This window comes from Enterobacter sp. R-25, from assembly GCF_049913205.1.
Taxonomy (GTDB): Bacteria; Pseudomonadota; Gammaproteobacteria; order Enterobacterales; family Enterobacteriaceae; genus Enterobacter; species Enterobacter ludwigii.
Map to the genome: position 1 here is coordinate 2,360,285 of NZ_CP183982.1, position 17,147 is coordinate 2,377,431.

A 17,147-nucleotide genomic window follows, 5' to 3' on the forward strand; every position below is an offset into this window, starting at 1 on the left:
TCATTCGCAGGTAAGCAGAACCATTAAGCATCCCGTTTCAGACGTTACATCCAGCGTCTCTTGCAGAACCCGGCTTTCACCGGTGAACAGATCCCGGTAGCGTTTTCCTGCCAGCGCATCGGGTATAGCAATAGTGGTATTGGCCCACAGTGCTTCATGGGTTGCCACGTCGAAGACCAGACGCGGCACGGCAACAATCAGCGCCTCCTCGTCTTTCACGCGTGCGTAAACAATCAGGTTCTCCGCCCGCTCGCCGCTCACCTTCAGCGGCAGCCAGTCACCGTAATGGAATAGCGCGGCATAATGCGGACGAAGCCGTAACAACGTGGCGGTGACATATTGCTTAACGCTTCCGTCTCGCCAGCATTCCGGGCGGGCAAATACCCCGGCATCCGCCGTGCTGAGGTGGTGCACCAGCGCGGGGAAATCCGGTTCCCGTCGGTTATCCGGGTCGACAAGGCTAAAGTTAAGCGCTTCGCAGCCCTGATAGATGTCCGGTACCCCGGGTGCGGTAAGTTTGATCACCGTCTGGCTGAGGCTGTTCATCAGCCCGGCACGGATAAAGGGCTGCATCGCCTCACTGAAATCCTTCAGGAACAGCGTGTTGTCCGGTGAAAGCAGATGCCGGGCATAGCTCAGCACCACGCTCTCATAGCTTTCGTTGCTGTCTATCCAGTCTGTGCGTTGTTTGGCTTCGCGCAGCGCTTTCTCCAGGAAGCCGAGGAAGCGCTCTTCGAGTGATTTCAGCCCGTCGACATCGTCAGGTGACAGCGTGGCGGGCCAGACGCCGGCCAGAGCCTGATAAATCATCCAGGTATCGGCTGCGTTCGGCGCGGTACCGTCGCTCAGAAAACGCACGTGGGTTTGATTCATCTGCCGCCAGCGGGCCAGATTTTCGCCCCACTGTTCCGGCGCTTCCGTCAGGGTATAGAGGCGTGCCCGGGCATCTTCACCGCGCTTCGTGTCATGGGTGGATGTCCCGAGTAAGGCGTCAGGCTGGCGGGCAAGACGGATGCGCATTTCCTGATGAAAACGCGATAGCGAAAAGGCGCGCGGCGTCGGGTCTGCCCCCACTTCGTTAAGCGCCAGCTCCAGGTTATGGCGAAAGAACAGCGTATCTTCCACGGATTTCGCCATCAGTGGCCCGGTGAGTTGCTGGAAGCGGGTTCTGAAACGTGCCGCGTCGTCGTGGCAATTTTCAGGAAGATCGCCGGTAAGAATGCATACGATCAGGCTCAGGGCCGCTTCAGAGGTGTTAACGCTTGCGACAACGCGATTGAGCAGCGCCACGTCAGAGGCGGTTAATCCTTCACGGGTGCCGTAGGTCCGATACACCGGAAACGCGATCAGCAGTTCGCGCAACGCATGGTGGATCTCGTCGGGTTGCAGTTCAACTGCATTGCGTCGGGCAAGATCGGTGGCGATAGTTAACAGGGTAGTGAATTCGCCCTCAAAATTGCGATCGGTCATTAGCCCTTTGGCATCCCGTAACGCTGCAAACCGATCAACGGTTTCCCCGAGCGTGTCGTCATGGATTTTCTCCAGGCGGTCAAGGCGGCTGTCGTCCACCAGAACTTCCGCCAGCGAGGCAATAAACTCGTACCCCGTGGTGCCAGAGACTGGCCATTCGACGGGCAGCTGTTCCCCTTTGGCGAGAATTTTTTCAACCGTGATGTAACACGCCGGTCCGGTTGCCTGTCGCAGACGCTGCAGATAGCCCAGCGGATCGGCCAGACCGTCGATATGGTCAATTCGCAGACCGTCAACAACGCCAGAATGAACCAGTTCAAGGATCAATCGGTGTGTATCCATAAATACCGACGCGTCTTCAACCCGCACGCCCACCAGGCCGGTGATTTCAAAGAAACGCCGCCACGAGAGCTGTTTCGGGGCTTCACGCCAGGACATCAGCCTCCAGCTCTGGGCCTCGTGCAGCGCCGCAAGGCTTTTACCCTCCACAAAGGTCCCCGGGTTAAGAGGATAGGCGGTGTCGTAGTAGACCAGCGCGGCTTTGTCCGTGACAGGGTCACGTTTTACAGTGATGGCGCCCTTCTCAAGCTCCGCCTCAAAGGTGTCGCCCAGAAACGGCAGCGTAAGCGGCCGTGACCAGTCAATATCGAAATAGCGTGCGTAGCGGCTCTGTTTGCCGTGCTCAATCACGTCTCGCCACCAGTGATTCTCCAGCGAGGTCGACATGTGGTTAGGCACAATATCCAGTATCAAGCCCATTCCCGCCTGCTTGAGCGCGGCCGCCATACGGTCGAATCCTTCTCGTCCGCCAATGGCGGGGTCAATTTCATTCGGGTCGGTCACGTCATAGCCGTGTGTAGAGCCGGTCGTGGCGGTGAACACAGGTGAGGCGTAAAGATGGCTGATGCCGAGATCTTTCATATACGGCACCAGTTCCACGACACGGTCAAACGTCATGCCGTTACGGAACTGAATACGGTAGGTCGCGGAAGGGATCATAACGATGCTTCTCCATCAGCAAAGCGAACAACAATACTGTTCGGCGGTAACACTTCGTTCACCTCCGGCCAGCTAAAGAGCGTTTCTCCTGTCAGTGCAGGCACATCAACAGCCTTATTGCCGGTATTGAACGCCAGAGACAACGTTCCGGTCGGGAATCGCCAGCTCACTGCAATCATGCCGGGTGCCGTCCTGATGACTTTGCTCTCCACCGTGACGCCCTTACGCAGTAACGGAACGATATGACGATGTCGCAACGTCAGCAGCGTTCGCGTGAAGCGCAGCCACGTTTTGCCGTCATCGGTGGCGACCTTATTCCAGTCAATTTTAGAGCGAACAAAGGTCTTCACGTCATTGGGGTCGGGGACGGACGCATCGTGCCCGGCATGGCCGGTAAACTCTTTTGCGCGCCCTTCTCGCACTGCTTTGGCAAGCTCACCGTGAAAATCGGTAAAGAACAAAAACGGATTGGTTTCACCAAACTCTTCCCCCATAAACAGCAGCGGAATATGGGGCGAAAGCAGCAGTGCAGCAAGCAACACCCGTGTTTTATCGGCCCCCGCGAGGGCGATCAGTCTCTCTCCCTGAGCGCGGTTGCCGGTTTGATCGTGGTTTTGAATAAAATCGACAAAAAACTGTGGCGGCTGCGTGTGACATTCCACGCCGCGTGACTTGCCGGTCTGGAGAGAAACCTCGCCCTGATAGACAAAACCTTCTGTCAGCGCACGGGCGAGTTTTTTCTCCGGTTCAAAGGCAAAATCCTGGTAGTACGCATGCGTTTCGCCGGTGGCAAAGACATGCGCGGCATTGTGAAAGTCATCGTTCCACTCCGCGGTAAAAAGCGGTGTCGCACCGTGTGCGTCACGCGGATGCAGGAAGATAACGTTACGGCTGTCTTCGGTGGTGAGATGGATCTGCCGCCCGGGGATAGCCTCGCGAATGCGTTCGGCAATCTCCTGCAGGATATGTTTATCCGATGCGTCTTTAATCTGGTCGATGGCATCAAACCGTAATCCATCAAGATGGTATTCCGTCAGCCAGAACAGCGGGGCTTCGGTAATGTATTGCCTGACCGGCTCAGTCTCGTAAGCAATCCCGTTGCCCCAGGGCGTCATTCGTTCCGCGTCGAAAAACGCGGGTGACAACACAGGCAGATAATTGCCTTCCGGGCCGAAGTGGTTAAGCACAATATCCAGCACGACAGAAAGCCCAAGCCCATGCGCAGCATCGATAAAGGCGTGGAAGTCTTCTGGCGTGCCATAGGCAGAGTGCGGTGCATACAGCAACACCCCGTCATATCCCCAGCCGCGCGATCCGCCAAACTGTGAGACGGGCATGACTTCAATCTGGGTAATGCCAAGTTCAGCCAGGTAAGGCAGTTTTTCAATGGCGGCCCGGAAGGTGCCCTCCGGGGTAAAGGTGCCGATGTGCAGCTCGTAAATCACCGTGTCTTCCCACGGACGCCCTGCCCACTCCCGGTTGCCGGGCGGATACCGTCTGGCATCGATAACAACCGAGGGACCGTTAACATCCCCAGCCTGGGCGCGCGACGCCGGATCGGGTACGGCCATGCCGTCCTGCAAAACATACTGATATTCTGTGCCGTGCGTGACGCCGGGGACGTCAATCTGGAACCAGCCGCTGCCGACCGCCGTCATTGGCAAGTCGTTTTCTGCCAGACGTAGCGTAAGTTCTTTCTGTCCTTCTGCCCAGACGCGAAAACGTACAACGTCATTGGAAATAAACTCAGCACCCCAGTGTTTTTGAAATGTCCTGAATTCCATTCATTGTCCTCGAATGACCCACATTTTACGCGGAATGAAGTACAAGCTTAGTTCAGGATCAAAAGAGTGTTACGCCAGCGGTTTTAATGGCTTCATCTATTATTTATAAAAATATTCGCCACAAGGAATACCATGCAGATTCGAAAAGGATTAAATACCGACCTCGCACGTCTTGAATGCTGTGACTTTTCATTCACCGTCAGTCACGTTGCGCGGGAGCCTTTTATACATTGTGATTTGCATATCGACGCTGTCGCCGTGCCTTATCATAAAACGTATGAGCTCGATATGCAGACCCTTGAAAATCATTGCGTTAATCCGGATGCCATATTTCTTGTGGCCGAAACAGATGAGGGAGAAATTGCCGGTTTTATCACCGCGTCAATGAGCTGGAATAAATTTATCGCCGTTGACTATATTGCCGTTGAGCGCACGAAACGCAGAGCTGGCGCGGCGCAAAAATTGATGGCGGCCGCACACGTGTGGGCGCGAAGCGTCAACGCGGCTGGATTAAGGCTCGAAACCCAGAATGTGAATGTTTCTGCCTGCCTGTTCTACCGTCATTATGGCTTTACGTTAGGCGGATACGATCGTTTCCTCTACAACGCATTACCGGAAAAAGACGAAATCGCCCTGTTCTGGTATTACATGCTGATCTGACTCTGGCTCTAACGGATATTGGCGGACGAAAGCGATTTGTCTGAAAATTATCCACCCGGCGCGCAAGGGAATGTGCGTCAGAATATGACTCACCTGCCTCCCTTCATTTTTCTGTCACTTAATTTCAATACGCTTACATGATTTTGAAAATGACGTTAAGGAAAGAAGAGTGAATTCAATGGCTAAGGCATTACTGCTGGCATTACCTGTTATGAGCGCGACCGCCACGGCAGCCGACCACGAAATCTGTGAGCCGAAAGCGTATGAGATGGCGCTGCGCTACCAACAGAAATCGGCAGAAATTATGGCACTACAGCTGCAGACCTATCGTTTCGCCACCGAGCGTTTTAACGAAAAAATAAAAGGGCTGACTGCGCCTGAGAACTATGCCGTTGTGATGGATCTTGATGAAACGGTGCTGGATAACACTCCGTTACTGGCGCGTGATGCCGAACAGTGCCACGACTACACGAAATGGGACACCTGGAGTGACTGGGAAAAGCAGGGAAAACCGGGATTAATTCCTGGCGCGAAGGCGTTTCTTGATCGCGTGAATCAAAGTAAGGTCCGTATTTATTATGTATCTGACCGGATGCAGGAAAACAAAGCAGATACGCTCAATACGTTAAAATCCCTCGGCTTACCGCAGGTTTCAGAGGATAGCGTTCTGCTCGATACGGTCAGTAAAGAAGCCCGCCGCCAGAGCATCCTGAAGAAACAGCAGATAATCATGCTCTTCGGTGACAGCCTGCCTGATTTCGCCGCGCAATTTAAAAACAAAAAGCCGAGCGAAGCGCAGCGTGAACTCGTTGAGGCCAGTGCCGATCGCTTTGGCAGTGACTGGATTGTGCTGCCCAATGCCGCGTATGGCTCGTGGTCAAAAGCCACGCTTGAAGGCTGGAAAGCCCCGCTGAAGCAATAACGTCTGGCTTGCCGGGTGGCACATTGCTGCCACCCGACATTTGACCCGACCTATCCATCCCGTTTATAGGTCCTATCATTATCAGGCGGGTTCATATAATTTTACGGAGAAGTAAGATGAGCTCTTTCTGAAGGAGACCCTTATGCTGACCGTAAAAAAACTTGCCCTGACAACGCTGATTTCCAGTTCGTTATTGTTCTACCCTGCGCTTCAGGCTTCGGCAGAAACGCCCCAGCACGTGGTTAAACAGCCTGCCGGGGGCTACAGCGTGCAGGTTGGCGATATTATGGTGACCTCGTTTACCGACGGTACCGTGGCGCAAGACCTGCACAAATTACTTCGTCGGACGACCCCGCAGAAAACCGATGCGTTGCTCACACAAAATTTCCAGACCAACCCGGTAGAGGCGTCCATTAATGCTTTTCTGATTGCTCTGCCCGGCCACAAGATTCTGGTGGATACCGGCTCAGGCCAGCTTTTTGGCCCCGGTAACGGCGGGCGACTGATTGAGAGTCTGGCAACGCAGGGGATCGCGCCGCAGGACATCACCGAGATTTTACTGACCCATGCACACTCCGACCATGCCGGTGGCCTGGTCAAAGATGGCAAGGCGGTGTTTACCAATGCGCGCGTTTTTGTCGGCAAACCTGACATCGACTTTTTCTTTAACAACGATAATCAGAAAAAAACCGGCTACGACCAGAACTACTTCGATGTCGCGCAGAAAACCTTAAAACCGTATCGTGATGCCGGCAAGGTGGTTCCTTTTTCCGGAACCTCGCAGCTTCTGCCCGGGATAACCGGCACGGTTCACCCGGGCCATACGCCTGGCTCGGCCTTCTATACGCTGGAAAGTAAAGGCGAGAAAATCACCTTTGTCGGCGATATTATCCACGTCGCGGCGGTACAGTTCCCGCAGCCCGCCGTGACCATCGCCTACGACCAGGATCAGGACGGTGCAGCACGTGTCCGCCAGGATGCTTTTGCTGATTTTGTGAAAAACAGAGACCTTGTCGCAGCACCCCACCTGCCGTTCCCGGGTATCGGTTACGTCACGAAAGGCGAGCACGGCGGTTACGCCTGGGTGCCCGTCACCTACACCAATCGCGACAGCCACAGCGCAAAGTAAAACGGATAACACGATGACGCCCGTTGCTGAGATGGATATCGACCTGATCCTGACGCTGGATGCATTGCTCCAGGATCAGAACATCACCCATGCGGCAGCGCGGCTCGGCATCAGCCAGCCCGCGATGTCCGCCCGTCTGGCGCGCCTGCGTTCGCTCTTTGGCGAACCGTTGTTTATCCCTTCCCCACATGGACGTGGGGTGTTGCCCACGCCCAGAGCGGAAGCGCTGCGACCGCAGGTCATGACCGTATTGCGGGGCATTAACGCGATGTTTGCTCCCACCACCTTTGATGCGCAAACCAGCCAGCGGACATTTGTGATTGCCCTGCATGAAAATCCGGCCCTGATGCTGGGTGCCGAACTGCTTAATCAGTTCCGGGCCCATGCCCCGGGGATCCGCTTGCGATTCGCGCTGCCAGAAATGGCAACCCTGCCACAGCAGCTGGAAAAGGGTGATGTGGATGCCTATATCGGTGTGAGCGCCGGCGCGCACGACGGCTGGGTCAGACGCAAACTTTTCGATGACCAGTTTGCAACAGCCCAGCGAAAAGGCCACCCCCGCGGTGTCGGGCCACTGGATCTGGAGCACTATTGCGCGCTCTCTCATCTGGTGGTCTCTTCAGAGGGTGACCCGTTTACCGGCTTTGTGGATCAAACCCTGGGCGGACTGGGGTATCAGCGCAACGTGGTGATGTCCACGCAGAGCTACGCCATGGCACCTCCGCTTGTCGCCAGCACGGACCTGCTCTGCACCTTACCGGAACGTATGCTGCAACGCTTTGCCTCGACGCTGGATATCTTTCTCCCGCCGCTGCCGCTGCAGCCGATTACCATCAGCATGTACTGGCACCCGAAAAACAGTCAGGATCCGGCAAGCCTATGGCTGCGCGAGCAACTGCTGCTGGCCGCGGGACGTCAGATGTGATCGAGGGTGTGCAGGAATTTTTTTAACACCTCTGAGCGAATGATCCGGTGGCACACCAGCTTCAGCTCGCTTTCCCTGAGCCTGTCAATGATGTCGACGTACACGACATTCTCCACGCTGACTGCCCTGGCGGAGGCCGGCAGTAGCGCCATGCCAAACCCCGCAGAGACCAGGCTGATGACGGTAGGTACGTCGGTGGCGTTTTGTACCACCTCAGGCTGGAAACCTGCGCCGTAACAAACGTCATAGAAGTACTGTTCGAGGCCCATTCCCTCCGGGTCGCGCAGGGAGATCCATTTTTCGTCTTTCACCGAGGCGAGCGTAAGCGCGGACGATTTTGCCAGAGGGTGCTGTGAAGAGAGCGCCAGCACCGTTTTCTCGGATGTAAACGGGCGGCTTTGCAGGTCGTCAGGCAGAGACGGCAGCGGTGCCCGGATGATGGCCACATCCAGCTGGTTGCTTTGCACGGCGGTATAGAGCGTCTGCACATTCCCCGTCATTAGCGACATGGTGATGGCAGGCCACCGACTGTGCATCTGGCGCAGCGCGGCAGGCAGCCTGGTGTCAAACATGGCGCTCGATACGCACCCGAGATTCAACACCCCTTGCTCCCCCCTCGCCGTTTGCCTGGCGTCCAGTACCGCCTGTTCCGTCAGGGCGATCGCCAGCCTGGCTTTCTCCAGGAAAGCTTCACCGGCCGGCGTCAGGGTTAAACGGCGGTTCGCCCGGCTAAAGAGCGTAACGCCTAACCGTTCCTCTAACGTTTTAATCTGCTGACTCAGCGCGGGTTGTGCCATGTTCAGGCGCTCCGCAGCCCGGTGCATGTGAAGCTCTTCCGCAACGACAATGAAATTACGCATCTGACGAAATTGCATAACGCTTCCCCGGATTTTTTGATAATAAATTTCTTATCAAAATATCAGTAATGATGCAATTGATGCTATGGGCTGTTGCCATAAAAATGGAGGCATGCAAACACGGGAGGAAAAAATGGAAAGCCCAGTCAACGATCTCAGAAGTGCCATCGCGTTACTGCAACGCCATGAAGGACAGTATATTGAAACGGATCATCCGGTCGATCCCAACGCGGAGCTGGCGGGTGTTTATCGACATATTGGTGCGGGCGGCACGGTGAAACGCCCTACCCGAACGGGCCCGGCCATGATGTTCAATAACGTTAAAGGCTATCCGGATTCGCGTATCCTGGTGGGCATGCACGCCAGCCGGGAAAGAGCGGCACTCCTTCTGGGATGTGAACCCTCGACGCTCGCGCAGCACGTCGGTCAGGCCGTGAAAAACCCGATCGCGCCGGTTGTTGTTCCGGCATCGCAGGCCCCTTGCCAGGAGCAGGTATTCTACGCTGACGATCCTGATTTTGATCTGCGTAAACTGCTTCCGGCCCCGACCAACACGCCGATTGATGCTGGCCCGTTCTTCTGTCTGGGGCTGGTACTGGCAAGCGATCCGGAAGACAGTTCGCTGACTGACGTCACGATTCACCGTCTCTGCGTTCAGGAGCGCGATGAGCTTTCCATGTTCCTGGCCGCGGGGCGCCACATTGAGGTCTTTCGTAAAAAGGCTGAAGCAGCCGGAAAACCGCTGCCGGTGACGATCAACATGGGGCTCGACCCGGCGATTTATATCGGCGCCTGCTTTGAAGCGCCCACGACGCCGTTTGGTTATAACGAACTGGGCGTTGCCGGGGCGCTGCGTCAGAAACCGGTCGAACTGGTGCAGGGCGTGGCGGTAAAAGAGAAAGCGATCGCGCGGGCTGAAATCATTATCGAAGGCGAACTGCTGCCAGGCGTGCGCGTTAGAGAAGACCAGCACACCAACAGTGGCCATGCGATGCCGGAATTTCCGGGCTACTGCGGCGAGGCAAATCCTTCTTTGCCCGTCATCAAAGTGAAAGCCGTCACCCTTCGTCACCAGGCAATTCTGCAAACGCTGGTGGGGCCAGGTGAAGAGCACACCACGCTCGCTGGCCTGCCAACGGAGGCCAGCATCCGCAATGCCGTTGAAGAGGCCATTCCGGGCTTCCTGCAAAATGTCTATGCGCATACCGCGGGCGGCGGTAAGTTCCTCGGCATTCTGCAGGTGAAAAAACGCCAGCCATCCGATGAAGGACGTCAGGGACAGGCGGCGCTTATCGCACTCGCGACCTATTCCGAGCTGAAAAACATCATTCTTGTCGACGAAGACGTGGATATTTTCGACAGTGACGACATCCTGTGGGCGATGACCACCCGCATGCAGGGAGATGTCAGCATCACCACTATTCCAGGGATCCGCGGCCACCAGCTGGATCCGTCGCAGTCGCCGGATTACAGCACGTCGATTCGCGGAAATGGCATTTCCTGTAAGACCATCTTCGACTGCACGGTACCGTGGGCGCTGAAGGACCGCTTCGAACGCGCGCCGTTTATGGAGGTTGACCCACGTCCGTGGGCGCCAGATTTGTTTGACACAAAACACGACTAGCGCGTTCGCGATACAAAAGAGCGTATGGCTTTCGGGTCATACGCTCTTCTGTTTTTCATCGCAGGCAAAAAGGGAAATTGCCGCTTCCCCTGCTTTCTTGTACCCTTTCGTCGTTAACCCCAACCCCACAAGAACTGAGACATCCGGACGCTTATGACTGCACACCTTTCTAAAGACCCTTTACATGGCGTAACGCTGGAGATGCAGGTCAATGCCCTGGTTGCACGATATGGCTGGAGTGAGTTGGGCGATCGAATCAAAATTAACTGTTTCAGAAAAGACCCAAGCGTTAAATCGAGCCTGAAATTTCTGCGCCGCACCCCCTGGGCTCGCGCAGAAGTTGAAGCCCTGTATCTTGATTCCCTGAATGATGAGGGGATCGCAGAACCGGACGAACCCGCCTTTAACCCCTGGGCTAACAGTCGGATAACCAAGAGCTAAAACGCAAATGACGCGACATGTAAAACGGATTGGTGCGCTGACTGCCTGCGCACTTTTACTTGTTAGTTGCTCCTCAAAACCACCAAAATCACTGGTAACGCCTCTCCCGACCGCGAGTAAACCGACCCAGCAGGCTAACGAGCCGATGCGTGGGATCTGGCTGGCAACCGTCTCACGCCTGGACTGGCCCCCGGTGGCCTCAGTGAATGGCCGCGATGCGCAAGACCGCATCGCGATGCAAAAACAGGCCCTGACGAACAAGCTCGACAAGCTTAAGCACCTCGGTATCAATACCGTGTTTTTCCAGGTCAAACCGGACAGCACGGCGCTCTGGTCGTCTAAAATTCTGCCGTGGTCAGATATGCTCACCGGCAATATCGGCGAGTACCCGGGCTACGATCCGCTGCAGTTTATGCTCGATGAAGCGCACAAACGCGGCATGAAAGTCCATGCCTGGTTCAACCCTTACCGCGTTTCAACCAATACCAAACCGTCGACCATTGCCGCGCTGAACCGCACGTCGTCATTGCACCCTTCCAGCGTTTATGTCCAGCATCCGGAATGGATTCGTATTGCCGGCGATCGTTTTGTACTCGACCCCGGCATTCCGCAAGTGCGCGACTGGATAACGCAGGTGGTCACCGAAGTGGTTGCGCACTATCCCATTGATGGCGTGCAGTTTGACGACTATTTCTATACCGAATCACCGGGATCCGCGCTCAATGACGCGCAGACTTTCAGACAATACGGTCAGGGCTTTGCCTCTAAAGCAGACTGGCGCCGCCACAATACGCAGCAGCTGATTGTGCAGGTTTCCCGTGCCATTAAGCAGACGAAACCTGGCGTGGAGTTTGGTGTCAGCCCGGCTGGCGTATGGCGTAACCGCTCATTCGACCCGGCCGGTTCAGACACGCGCGGTGCCGCAGCCTATGATGAATCCTACGCCGACACGCGTCAGTGGGTGCAGCAGGGTCTGCTGGACTATATCGCGCCACAAATTTACTGGCCTTTCTCCCGGGATGCGGCGCGCTATGACGTGCTGACGAAATGGTGGGCAGAGGTGGTGAAACCGACGCATACCCGCCTGTATATCGGCATTGCGTTCTACAAGGTAGGTGAACCGTCGAAAAATGAACCGGACTGGACGGTTCAGGGCGGCGTGCCGGAGCTGAAAAAACAGCTCGATCTCAACGATTCTCTGCCCAACGTGAATGGCACGATCCTGTTCCGCGAAGATTATCTTAACCAGCCGCAGACGCAGGAAGCCGTCAGCTACCTGCGCGGACGCTGGGGTAGCTGACCGGTCAACATCAGGCAGAAACACCCTGTTTCTGCCTGTTTTTTTACTACGGCTTCGGCCCAAACATCGCCTCAAGCTGTTTCTCATCCGGCATGCCGACCACCTGCTGAAGCTCATTTTCGGCATTCAGATAATAAATGGCGGGCGTAGCGTTTGCGCCCAGGTTGTCCATTAATGTCTGGTGTTTTTGCAGTATGTCGACGGTTTCACGGGATGCAGTGCCCTGCGGTTTTGGCAATTTTTTCCCGCCAGAAAGCTCGTAATCACGCCAGGCCGAAACGGGATCTTTCGCATTCAGGATAGCGGAGGCATTACGCCCACTGTTGGGGTTGAGAAACGCCACCAGCAGCGTATTGAGCTGCACCTTGCCCGCCTTCACCCACGGCTGCGCCTCGGACCAGAATTGCTTACAGTACGGGCAGAACGGATCGGCGAAGACGAAGACTTTGCGCGGAGCGTTATCCGCCCCCTCTTTCAGGGGATGCGCCGCGTTCAGTTGCTTCCACATTTCGCGTCCCATCGGGGCGTAGATCTCTTTCTGGAAATAGCCTTCGCTCAGGTTTTTTCCTTTTTCATCGTACAGATAGCCAGAAATTACGTGCTTGCCGTCAGGGGTTAAAAACAGCGTAACGCCCATATCCTGATACTGCCCCAGCCAGGCCGGCGCGCCCCCTGGCGCATCAATTTTCTTAATGATTTTGATATTCTGCTGCTCGCTGAAGAGCTTCACCTCATCCGGTATCGCTTCAGCGGCCTGCGCCAGCCCTGACGTTGCCAGCACCGACAGTAACAGTAATTTTTTCATTTTCCGCTCCGGGATTATTGGGGGGCGAACCGCCCCCTTCACGTTAACGATTTTTCAGTGCGTCACTGACCATTTCATCGAACTGTTCAAAAGGAACCCAGCCCGGGAGTAACCCTTCGCCAATCAGCGTGGCCGGTGTTCCCTGGATACCCATCTTTTCGGCGATGATCAGGCTGCGTTTGATCGTCACCAGGCTCTCATCATCAGGCGTTGTGACGTTCACCCCGGCCCGTTTTTGCGCCTCCTGAATGCTGGCGTCATCGTGATATCCCTTTTTGGCCATCAGGGTATGGTTAAATTTCATAAACTGCTCAGGATGCGCGCGCCAGACGGTTAAGGCATCGCGTGCTGAGGTCAGTGAACTTTCCGACCGGAAAGGCAAAAACTTAAATACCACCGCCACATCCGGGTGTTTTTCGACGATCTTTTCCAGGTAAGGATCGAATTTCTTGCAGTAAGGGCAGTTGTAATCCGTAAAGACCACCAGGGTGAGCTTCGGATCCTTAGCGCCAATGCGCGGCGAGTCCGGGTCGTTAAACAGAAAGTCATAAACCATCTTCTGTGCACGTTGCTCCTGTTCCGGCGTCATGGTCTGCGCCGCCATCACCTGCGCTGAGGTCAACAGTAGCAGAAGCGTAATAAGGATTCTTTTCATAATACATTTAGCCTTTAGCGTTGTTCAGGGTGGCAATAAGCGTGTCTTTATCCAGCAACGGCGAAAGCATCTCCCCCTCAGGGAAGCCCGGGCCGTACACCTCATTAAACGGGATGGCGTAACGGTTTCGCTTTTCAAGGAATTCGGCGATAAACGCTGAAGGCTTGCTCCAGTCGCCACGTAGCGCCACCACGTCCGGCTGGCTAAGTGCGGCAATAACGTCAGGCTGATTCAACACCCGATGCTCATTTACCTTGCAGGTAACACACCAGTCCGCGGAGATATCCACGAAGACCCGTTTGCCCTGCGCAAGGGCACCCTGAATAGCGTCTTCACTTAGCGGTTGCCACGGGATTGCCTGAGCGACGCTTGCGGTGTTTGTTACAGGCGGTGAGGTAAGCAACCCGCGCAGCTGGTACCCGCCAAAGGCTGACAGCGCGATCACCACGCACCAGAACAGCGGCGAGGTTTTCTGCCCGGTCATCGCAAGCAGTGCGATAGCGACGACGATAAGCACTAACATCACGCTCTGGCTCACCGCCTCACCCAGATGCGGGCTAAGCAACGTCACCAGCCACAGGCTGGAAGCCAGCATCATCAGGCCAAGAATAATCTTCAGGCCGTTCATCCAGCGACCAGGTTTTGGCAGCAGCATGGCGGTTTTTGGAACCAGCGCAACGAACAACCACGGCAAACTCATCCCCACGCCGAGCATCAGGAAGATAAGCCACAGGGAATGCAGCGGTGCGCCAAGAGCAAAGGCCACCGCCGTGCCGAGGAACGGCGCAGAACATGGTGTGGCCAGCAGCGTGGCAAACATCCCTTCGCAGAAACTGCCGGCAAGCCCCGTTCCCCCTGCCGTTGCCAGCCGTCCTGCGGCGGCAGAAGGCAGCAGCATCTCAAACGCCCCGAACAGATTGAGTGCGAAGAGGAAGGTCACCGCGACCATCAGGCCAATAAACCACGGATTCTGGAACTGAATACCCCAGCCCAGCGAGGCACCGGTCAGCTTCAGTGCGGTTACCATTGTGGCCAGCAGCATAAAGGAGACCAGGATCCCGGCACTGGTTGCCAGAAAACGGAGCCTGATCATCCGTCTGTCTGAGCCCGCATGGAGCACGCTGTTGAGCTTCATGCCCATCACCGGCAGCACGCAAGGCATCAGGTTCAGGATCAACCCGCCCAGTAGCGCAAAGAGCACCATTTTGCCGGTTCCCTCAGACACGCCCGCCGCTGACGGTTCCGCGGGCGTTGCCCCGACGGTCATCACGGTTTGCTGCGCTTTATCGCCATTGGTGAGCACAAACGACAGCGCTTTTCCCTGCAGCGAAGTGGGTTTATCTCCCCACTCATCGGTCACGGGCACCGTTACCCGAAGCTGATTGCCATCGGCTTTGAGGGTCGGTTCACCGGGAAGAATGTCGCCTTCCAGCGGGTCAAAATAGATCCCTGGCTTGTCCCATTGCCCTTGTGTGGTTCCCGTAATGATCAGCTTGTCGTCTGATAACCAGGCTGACAGGTCTGCGGACACGCCAGATGTCGCGGGAATGGCCTGCATCGCGCGTTTAAACGCGTGGCTGAATCCCTCATCCACCGGCTGGTTAAAATCAAGGTGCAGCTTATAGTCCGTCAGCAGACAGACATTACTGCACGTGGAAAGGGTAAGCGTCCCGTCGAGCGCATCCCCCGCTGCACCGTCGAGGGTGATGGGGATGATGACCTTATCGTGATAGCCCTGGGTGGTCATCCCGGAGATATCAAAGCGCGAAGGCACCGGCCAGTGCCAGTCATCCGTTACGCCAGCAGGCCAGGTGATTTTCGGGGCTACGCCGCCCTCGCCGGGTGAACGCCAGTAGGTTTTCCAGCCGGGCTGCAGCTCAACGGTGAGCAGCGCGAGGATGCGGTTTTGCTCCCTTTCCGCCTGAACGCGGATCCGGGCATGATCGTTTTGCGGGGAAACCAGCCAGCCTGTATCCGCCGCATGGACAATGCCGATGCAGGACAGCCACAGGAAGACGAATCCCCTGAAGAGGTTAAACATGTTTTACTCCGTGAATAGTGAAAATTATCGTGTGGTGACGATGATTTTCATTCACGGAAAACGCAGTTTTTGAGGTGTATTCGGGGAGGCGGTGCCTGAACGGGCTGTTCTCTCGGAACGCATGCCCGCCCTTGCGTAAACAACTGAAGTAGCGCGAAGAAGATGATAATCGCCGGTAGCGCACCATCAAAGAACAGAGGCTGAGCACAAAGCAGCGAGTGTGCGCCTAACTGACACGGCGATGGCCCGGACGGCTCAGCGTCGTTGGTTTGAGCCGGGGCATCAGCAATCAGGGTCGTTTGCGGATCCAGTCCCTGCAAAAAATGGTTGAGATAAACCGCACGCTGCACCAGGCAAATAGCCATCGCCAGACACGTGATTATCAAAAGCCATTTTCCCAGAAGCTGACGGTTGCGCATAACGTTCCAAATTTACCAGACGCCCCGATCATAAACGATAGTGATGAATCTACAAGTCCTGACAATGTAAGGTTTTGTCTGTCGGCGTTAGTCACCGGTCAACGCATCATAGACGTCCCGCAGTCGCGTGCGCAGGAAAAGCACCGCCTTGTGCTTACGCGATAACAGCGCCTGCTCGCTGGCCCCGGTTTCCTCTGCCAGCATTTTAATGCTGTAGCCCTGGAGCTCCGTTTTTTCAAAAACCTCGCGCTGAAGCAGCGGAAGTTCAGACAGCGCCTGGCCCAGTTCTTCCCACAGCAGCGTTTTGAGGTACTCCTCCTCCGGCGTATGCGGGACACCGAACAGGGTTTCCGCCAGTTCATCTTCGGGGAAGTCCTCATCTTCATCCCCGTTAAAATATCCTGAAAGAGAGACCTCACGCTTTTTCCGCGCCCGGTCGGTCATCTCATTACGTGCCGCGCGAAACAGCCAGGCGGCGACGTTTTCGACCGGCTGCTCCACTTTCATCAGCTGATAGGTGACTTCCTGCAAAATATCGTCGGCATCATCGCGCACGGACGTTCGTCCGCGGATAAAGGCTTTCAGCCGGGCGCGGCAGGCATTAAGCGCCGACATCAGCAATGACTCTCCCGCCAGCCCGGTTTTCATCTCGCTCACTCTGCTTCCGGCGTTTTTGGCGCGCTGTCGTCGCGTTTATCTTCGCGATGACCGTGCCAGCCGCAATGCCCGCGACCATGGCGACCAAAGCCTTCGCGACGCTGCTGAATAAACGCCTCACGCTGTTCGGGGGTCATGTTCATCCAGCGTTCGTGCATACGACGGTGCGCGCCGAACATCCCCGGGCGGAAACCCAGTCCGCCGAACAGGATCCGGCTTAATACCAGAATTCCCAGCGCCTGCCAGAAACCGATGGCTTTCACGCCAAGAATAGCCGGGAGTAAAGCATTCCACAGGGTCATGACCACCAGTCCCAATACAAGGACAATTACCGCGCCTATCACCAGCCCTTTACCCATACGGTGGCGGCCAAACCCGCGTCCGTGCCCTCTTCCGTGCATATCGAAATCTCTCATGGTGTTTACCTCATTTACAGTGATTGATTATGGCTTGTGATGA

At 55.8% G+C, this 17,147-nt stretch carries 16 protein-coding genes; 7 read left to right on the forward strand and 9 right to left on the reverse strand.

Features of this window, described 5'->3' with window-relative positions; all coding sequences use genetic code 11:
* Entirely contained in the window at positions 1-2,469 is a 2,469-nt protein-coding gene (treY, locus tag ACN9MQ_RS11290; RefSeq protein WP_426021068.1) for a malto-oligosyltrehalose synthase, read from the reverse strand.
* Entirely contained in the window at positions 2,466-4,253 is a 1,788-nt protein-coding gene (gene treZ, locus ACN9MQ_RS11295; RefSeq protein ID WP_410377089.1) for a malto-oligosyltrehalose trehalohydrolase, read from the reverse strand. The genes treY and treZ overlap by 4 nt, the downstream gene beginning before the upstream one ends.
* 132 nt (positions 4,254-4,385) lie before the next feature.
* Here treZ and ACN9MQ_RS11300 point away from each other — a divergent pair, with 132 nt between their 5' ends.
* From ACN9MQ_RS11300 to ACN9MQ_RS11315, 4 genes are all read left to right on the forward strand, one after another.
* Positions 4,386-4,913: a GNAT family N-acetyltransferase gene (locus ACN9MQ_RS11300; protein WP_014170096.1), complete on the forward strand. Its 528-nt coding sequence runs from the start codon at positions 4,386-4,388 to the stop codon at positions 4,911-4,913.
* 178 nt (positions 4,914-5,091) lie between these two features.
* On the forward strand, positions 5,092-5,835 hold the full coding sequence (locus ACN9MQ_RS11305) for a 5'-nucleotidase, lipoprotein e(P4) family (RefSeq protein WP_194372958.1): 744 nt from the start codon (positions 5,092-5,094) through the stop codon (positions 5,833-5,835).
* A 142-nt stretch (positions 5,836-5,977) separates the two neighbouring features.
* Positions 5,978-6,964 (forward strand): MBL fold metallo-hydrolase, encoded by a 987-nt coding sequence (locus ACN9MQ_RS11310; RefSeq protein WP_014170098.1) that lies wholly within the window; start codon positions 5,978-5,980, stop codon positions 6,962-6,964.
* 13 nt (positions 6,965-6,977) lie between these two features.
* Positions 6,978-7,889: a LysR family transcriptional regulator gene (locus ACN9MQ_RS11315; protein WP_426021067.1), complete on the forward strand. Its 912-nt coding sequence runs from the start codon at positions 6,978-6,980 to the stop codon at positions 7,887-7,889.
* Here the strand turns inward: ACN9MQ_RS11315 and ACN9MQ_RS11320 are convergent.
* On the reverse strand, positions 7,880-8,764 hold the full coding sequence (locus ACN9MQ_RS11320; protein ID WP_059306093.1) for a LysR substrate-binding domain-containing protein: 885 nt from the start codon (positions 8,762-8,764) through the stop codon (positions 7,880-7,882). The two genes, ACN9MQ_RS11315 and ACN9MQ_RS11320, sit on opposite strands and share 10 nt — an antisense overlap.
* A 115-nt stretch (positions 8,765-8,879) precedes the next feature.
* On the opposite strand from ACN9MQ_RS11320, the gene ACN9MQ_RS11325 reads away from it, so the two are divergent.
* From ACN9MQ_RS11325 to ACN9MQ_RS11335, 3 genes are all read left to right on the forward strand, one after another.
* Positions 8,880-10,370 carry a UbiD family decarboxylase gene (locus tag ACN9MQ_RS11325; protein WP_020884113.1) on the forward strand — a complete coding sequence of 497 codons (1,491 nt, stop codon included), beginning with the start codon at positions 8,880-8,882 and terminating at the stop codon, positions 10,368-10,370.
* Between the two features lie 153 nt (positions 10,371-10,523).
* The gene (locus tag ACN9MQ_RS11330; protein WP_014170105.1) at positions 10,524-10,811 is read left to right on the forward strand and encodes a VF530 family DNA-binding protein; all 288 of its coding nucleotides are present in this window, start codon (positions 10,524-10,526) and stop codon (positions 10,809-10,811) included.
* 7 nt (positions 10,812-10,818) lie between these two features.
* A complete protein-coding gene (locus tag ACN9MQ_RS11335) occupies positions 10,819-12,111 on the forward strand; it encodes a glycoside hydrolase family 10 protein (RefSeq protein ID WP_014170106.1) in 1,293 nt (430 codons plus the stop codon).
* A 46-nt stretch (positions 12,112-12,157) separates the two neighbouring features.
* Here ACN9MQ_RS11335 and dsbG read toward each other — a convergent pair whose 3' ends face one another.
* The 6 genes from dsbG to ACN9MQ_RS11365 all read right to left on the reverse strand — a co-directional run bounded on the left by dsbG (position 12,158) and on the right by ACN9MQ_RS11365 (position 17,104).
* A complete protein-coding gene (gene dsbG, locus ACN9MQ_RS11340; RefSeq protein ID WP_426021066.1) occupies positions 12,158-12,916 on the reverse strand; it encodes a thiol:disulfide interchange protein DsbG in 759 nt (252 codons plus the stop codon).
* A 43-nt stretch (positions 12,917-12,959) separates the two neighbouring features.
* Complete coding sequence (locus ACN9MQ_RS11345; RefSeq protein ID WP_020884110.1) at positions 12,960-13,571, reverse strand: DsbA family protein; 612 nt, start codon at positions 13,569-13,571, stop codon at positions 12,960-12,962.
* A 7-nt stretch (positions 13,572-13,578) separates the two neighbouring features.
* The gene (locus tag ACN9MQ_RS11350; protein ID WP_426262727.1) at positions 13,579-15,612 is read right to left on the reverse strand and encodes a protein-disulfide reductase DsbD family protein; all 2,034 of its coding nucleotides are present in this window, start codon (positions 15,610-15,612) and stop codon (positions 13,579-13,581) included.
* A 47-nt stretch (positions 15,613-15,659) separates the two neighbouring features.
* Positions 15,660-16,031, reverse strand: a complete 372-nt coding sequence (locus tag ACN9MQ_RS11355) for a hypothetical protein (RefSeq protein WP_068794644.1) — start codon at positions 16,029-16,031, stop codon at positions 15,660-15,662.
* A gap of 87 nt (positions 16,032-16,118) precedes the next feature.
* Positions 16,119-16,679 (reverse strand): RNA polymerase sigma factor, encoded by a 561-nt coding sequence (locus ACN9MQ_RS11360; protein WP_426021121.1) that lies wholly within the window; start codon positions 16,677-16,679, stop codon positions 16,119-16,121.
* A 5-nt stretch (positions 16,680-16,684) separates the two neighbouring features.
* A complete protein-coding gene (locus tag ACN9MQ_RS11365; RefSeq protein ID WP_014170113.1) occupies positions 16,685-17,104 on the reverse strand; it encodes a hypothetical protein in 420 nt (139 codons plus the stop codon).
* Positions 17,105-17,147: the final 43 nt, after the last annotated feature.

What these genes read in the sequence shown, in the direction of transcription:
- treY (WP_426021068.1), bottom strand. Translation starts at nt 2,469, where the DNA reads ATGATCCCTTCCGCGACCTACCGTATTCAGTTCCGTAACGGCATGACG.
- treZ (WP_410377089.1), bottom strand. Translation starts at nt 4,253, where the DNA reads ATGGAATTCAGGACATTTCAAAAACACTGGGGTGCTGAGTTTATTTCC.
- ACN9MQ_RS11300 (WP_014170096.1), top strand. Translation starts at nt 4,386, where the DNA reads ATGCAGATTCGAAAAGGATTAAATACCGACCTCGCACGTCTTGAATGC.
- ACN9MQ_RS11305 (WP_194372958.1), top strand. Translation starts at nt 5,092, where the DNA reads ATGGCTAAGGCATTACTGCTGGCATTACCTGTTATGAGCGCGACCGCC.
- ACN9MQ_RS11310 (WP_014170098.1), top strand. Translation starts at nt 5,978, where the DNA reads ATGCTGACCGTAAAAAAACTTGCCCTGACAACGCTGATTTCCAGTTCG.
- ACN9MQ_RS11315 (WP_426021067.1), top strand. Translation starts at nt 6,978, where the DNA reads ATGACGCCCGTTGCTGAGATGGATATCGACCTGATCCTGACGCTGGAT.
- ACN9MQ_RS11320 (WP_059306093.1), bottom strand. Translation starts at nt 8,764, where the DNA reads ATGCAATTTCGTCAGATGCGTAATTTCATTGTCGTTGCGGAAGAGCTT.
- ACN9MQ_RS11325 (WP_020884113.1), top strand. Translation starts at nt 8,880, where the DNA reads ATGGAAAGCCCAGTCAACGATCTCAGAAGTGCCATCGCGTTACTGCAA.
- ACN9MQ_RS11330 (WP_014170105.1), top strand. Translation starts at nt 10,524, where the DNA reads ATGACTGCACACCTTTCTAAAGACCCTTTACATGGCGTAACGCTGGAG.
- ACN9MQ_RS11335 (WP_014170106.1), top strand. Translation starts at nt 10,819, where the DNA reads ATGACGCGACATGTAAAACGGATTGGTGCGCTGACTGCCTGCGCACTT.
- dsbG (WP_426021066.1), bottom strand. Translation starts at nt 12,916, where the DNA reads ATGAAAAAATTACTGTTACTGTCGGTGCTGGCAACGTCAGGGCTGGCG.
- ACN9MQ_RS11345 (WP_020884110.1), bottom strand. Translation starts at nt 13,571, where the DNA reads ATGAAAAGAATCCTTATTACGCTTCTGCTACTGTTGACCTCAGCGCAG.
- ACN9MQ_RS11350 (WP_426262727.1), bottom strand. Translation starts at nt 15,612, where the DNA reads ATGTTTAACCTCTTCAGGGGATTCGTCTTCCTGTGGCTGTCCTGCATC.
- ACN9MQ_RS11355 (WP_068794644.1), bottom strand. Translation starts at nt 16,031, where the DNA reads ATGCGCAACCGTCAGCTTCTGGGAAAATGGCTTTTGATAATCACGTGT.
- ACN9MQ_RS11360 (WP_426021121.1), bottom strand. Translation starts at nt 16,679, where the DNA reads ATGAAAACCGGGCTGGCGGGAGAGTCATTGCTGATGTCGGCGCTTAAT.
- ACN9MQ_RS11365 (WP_014170113.1), bottom strand. Translation starts at nt 17,104, where the DNA reads ATGAGAGATTTCGATATGCACGGAAGAGGGCACGGACGCGGGTTTGGC.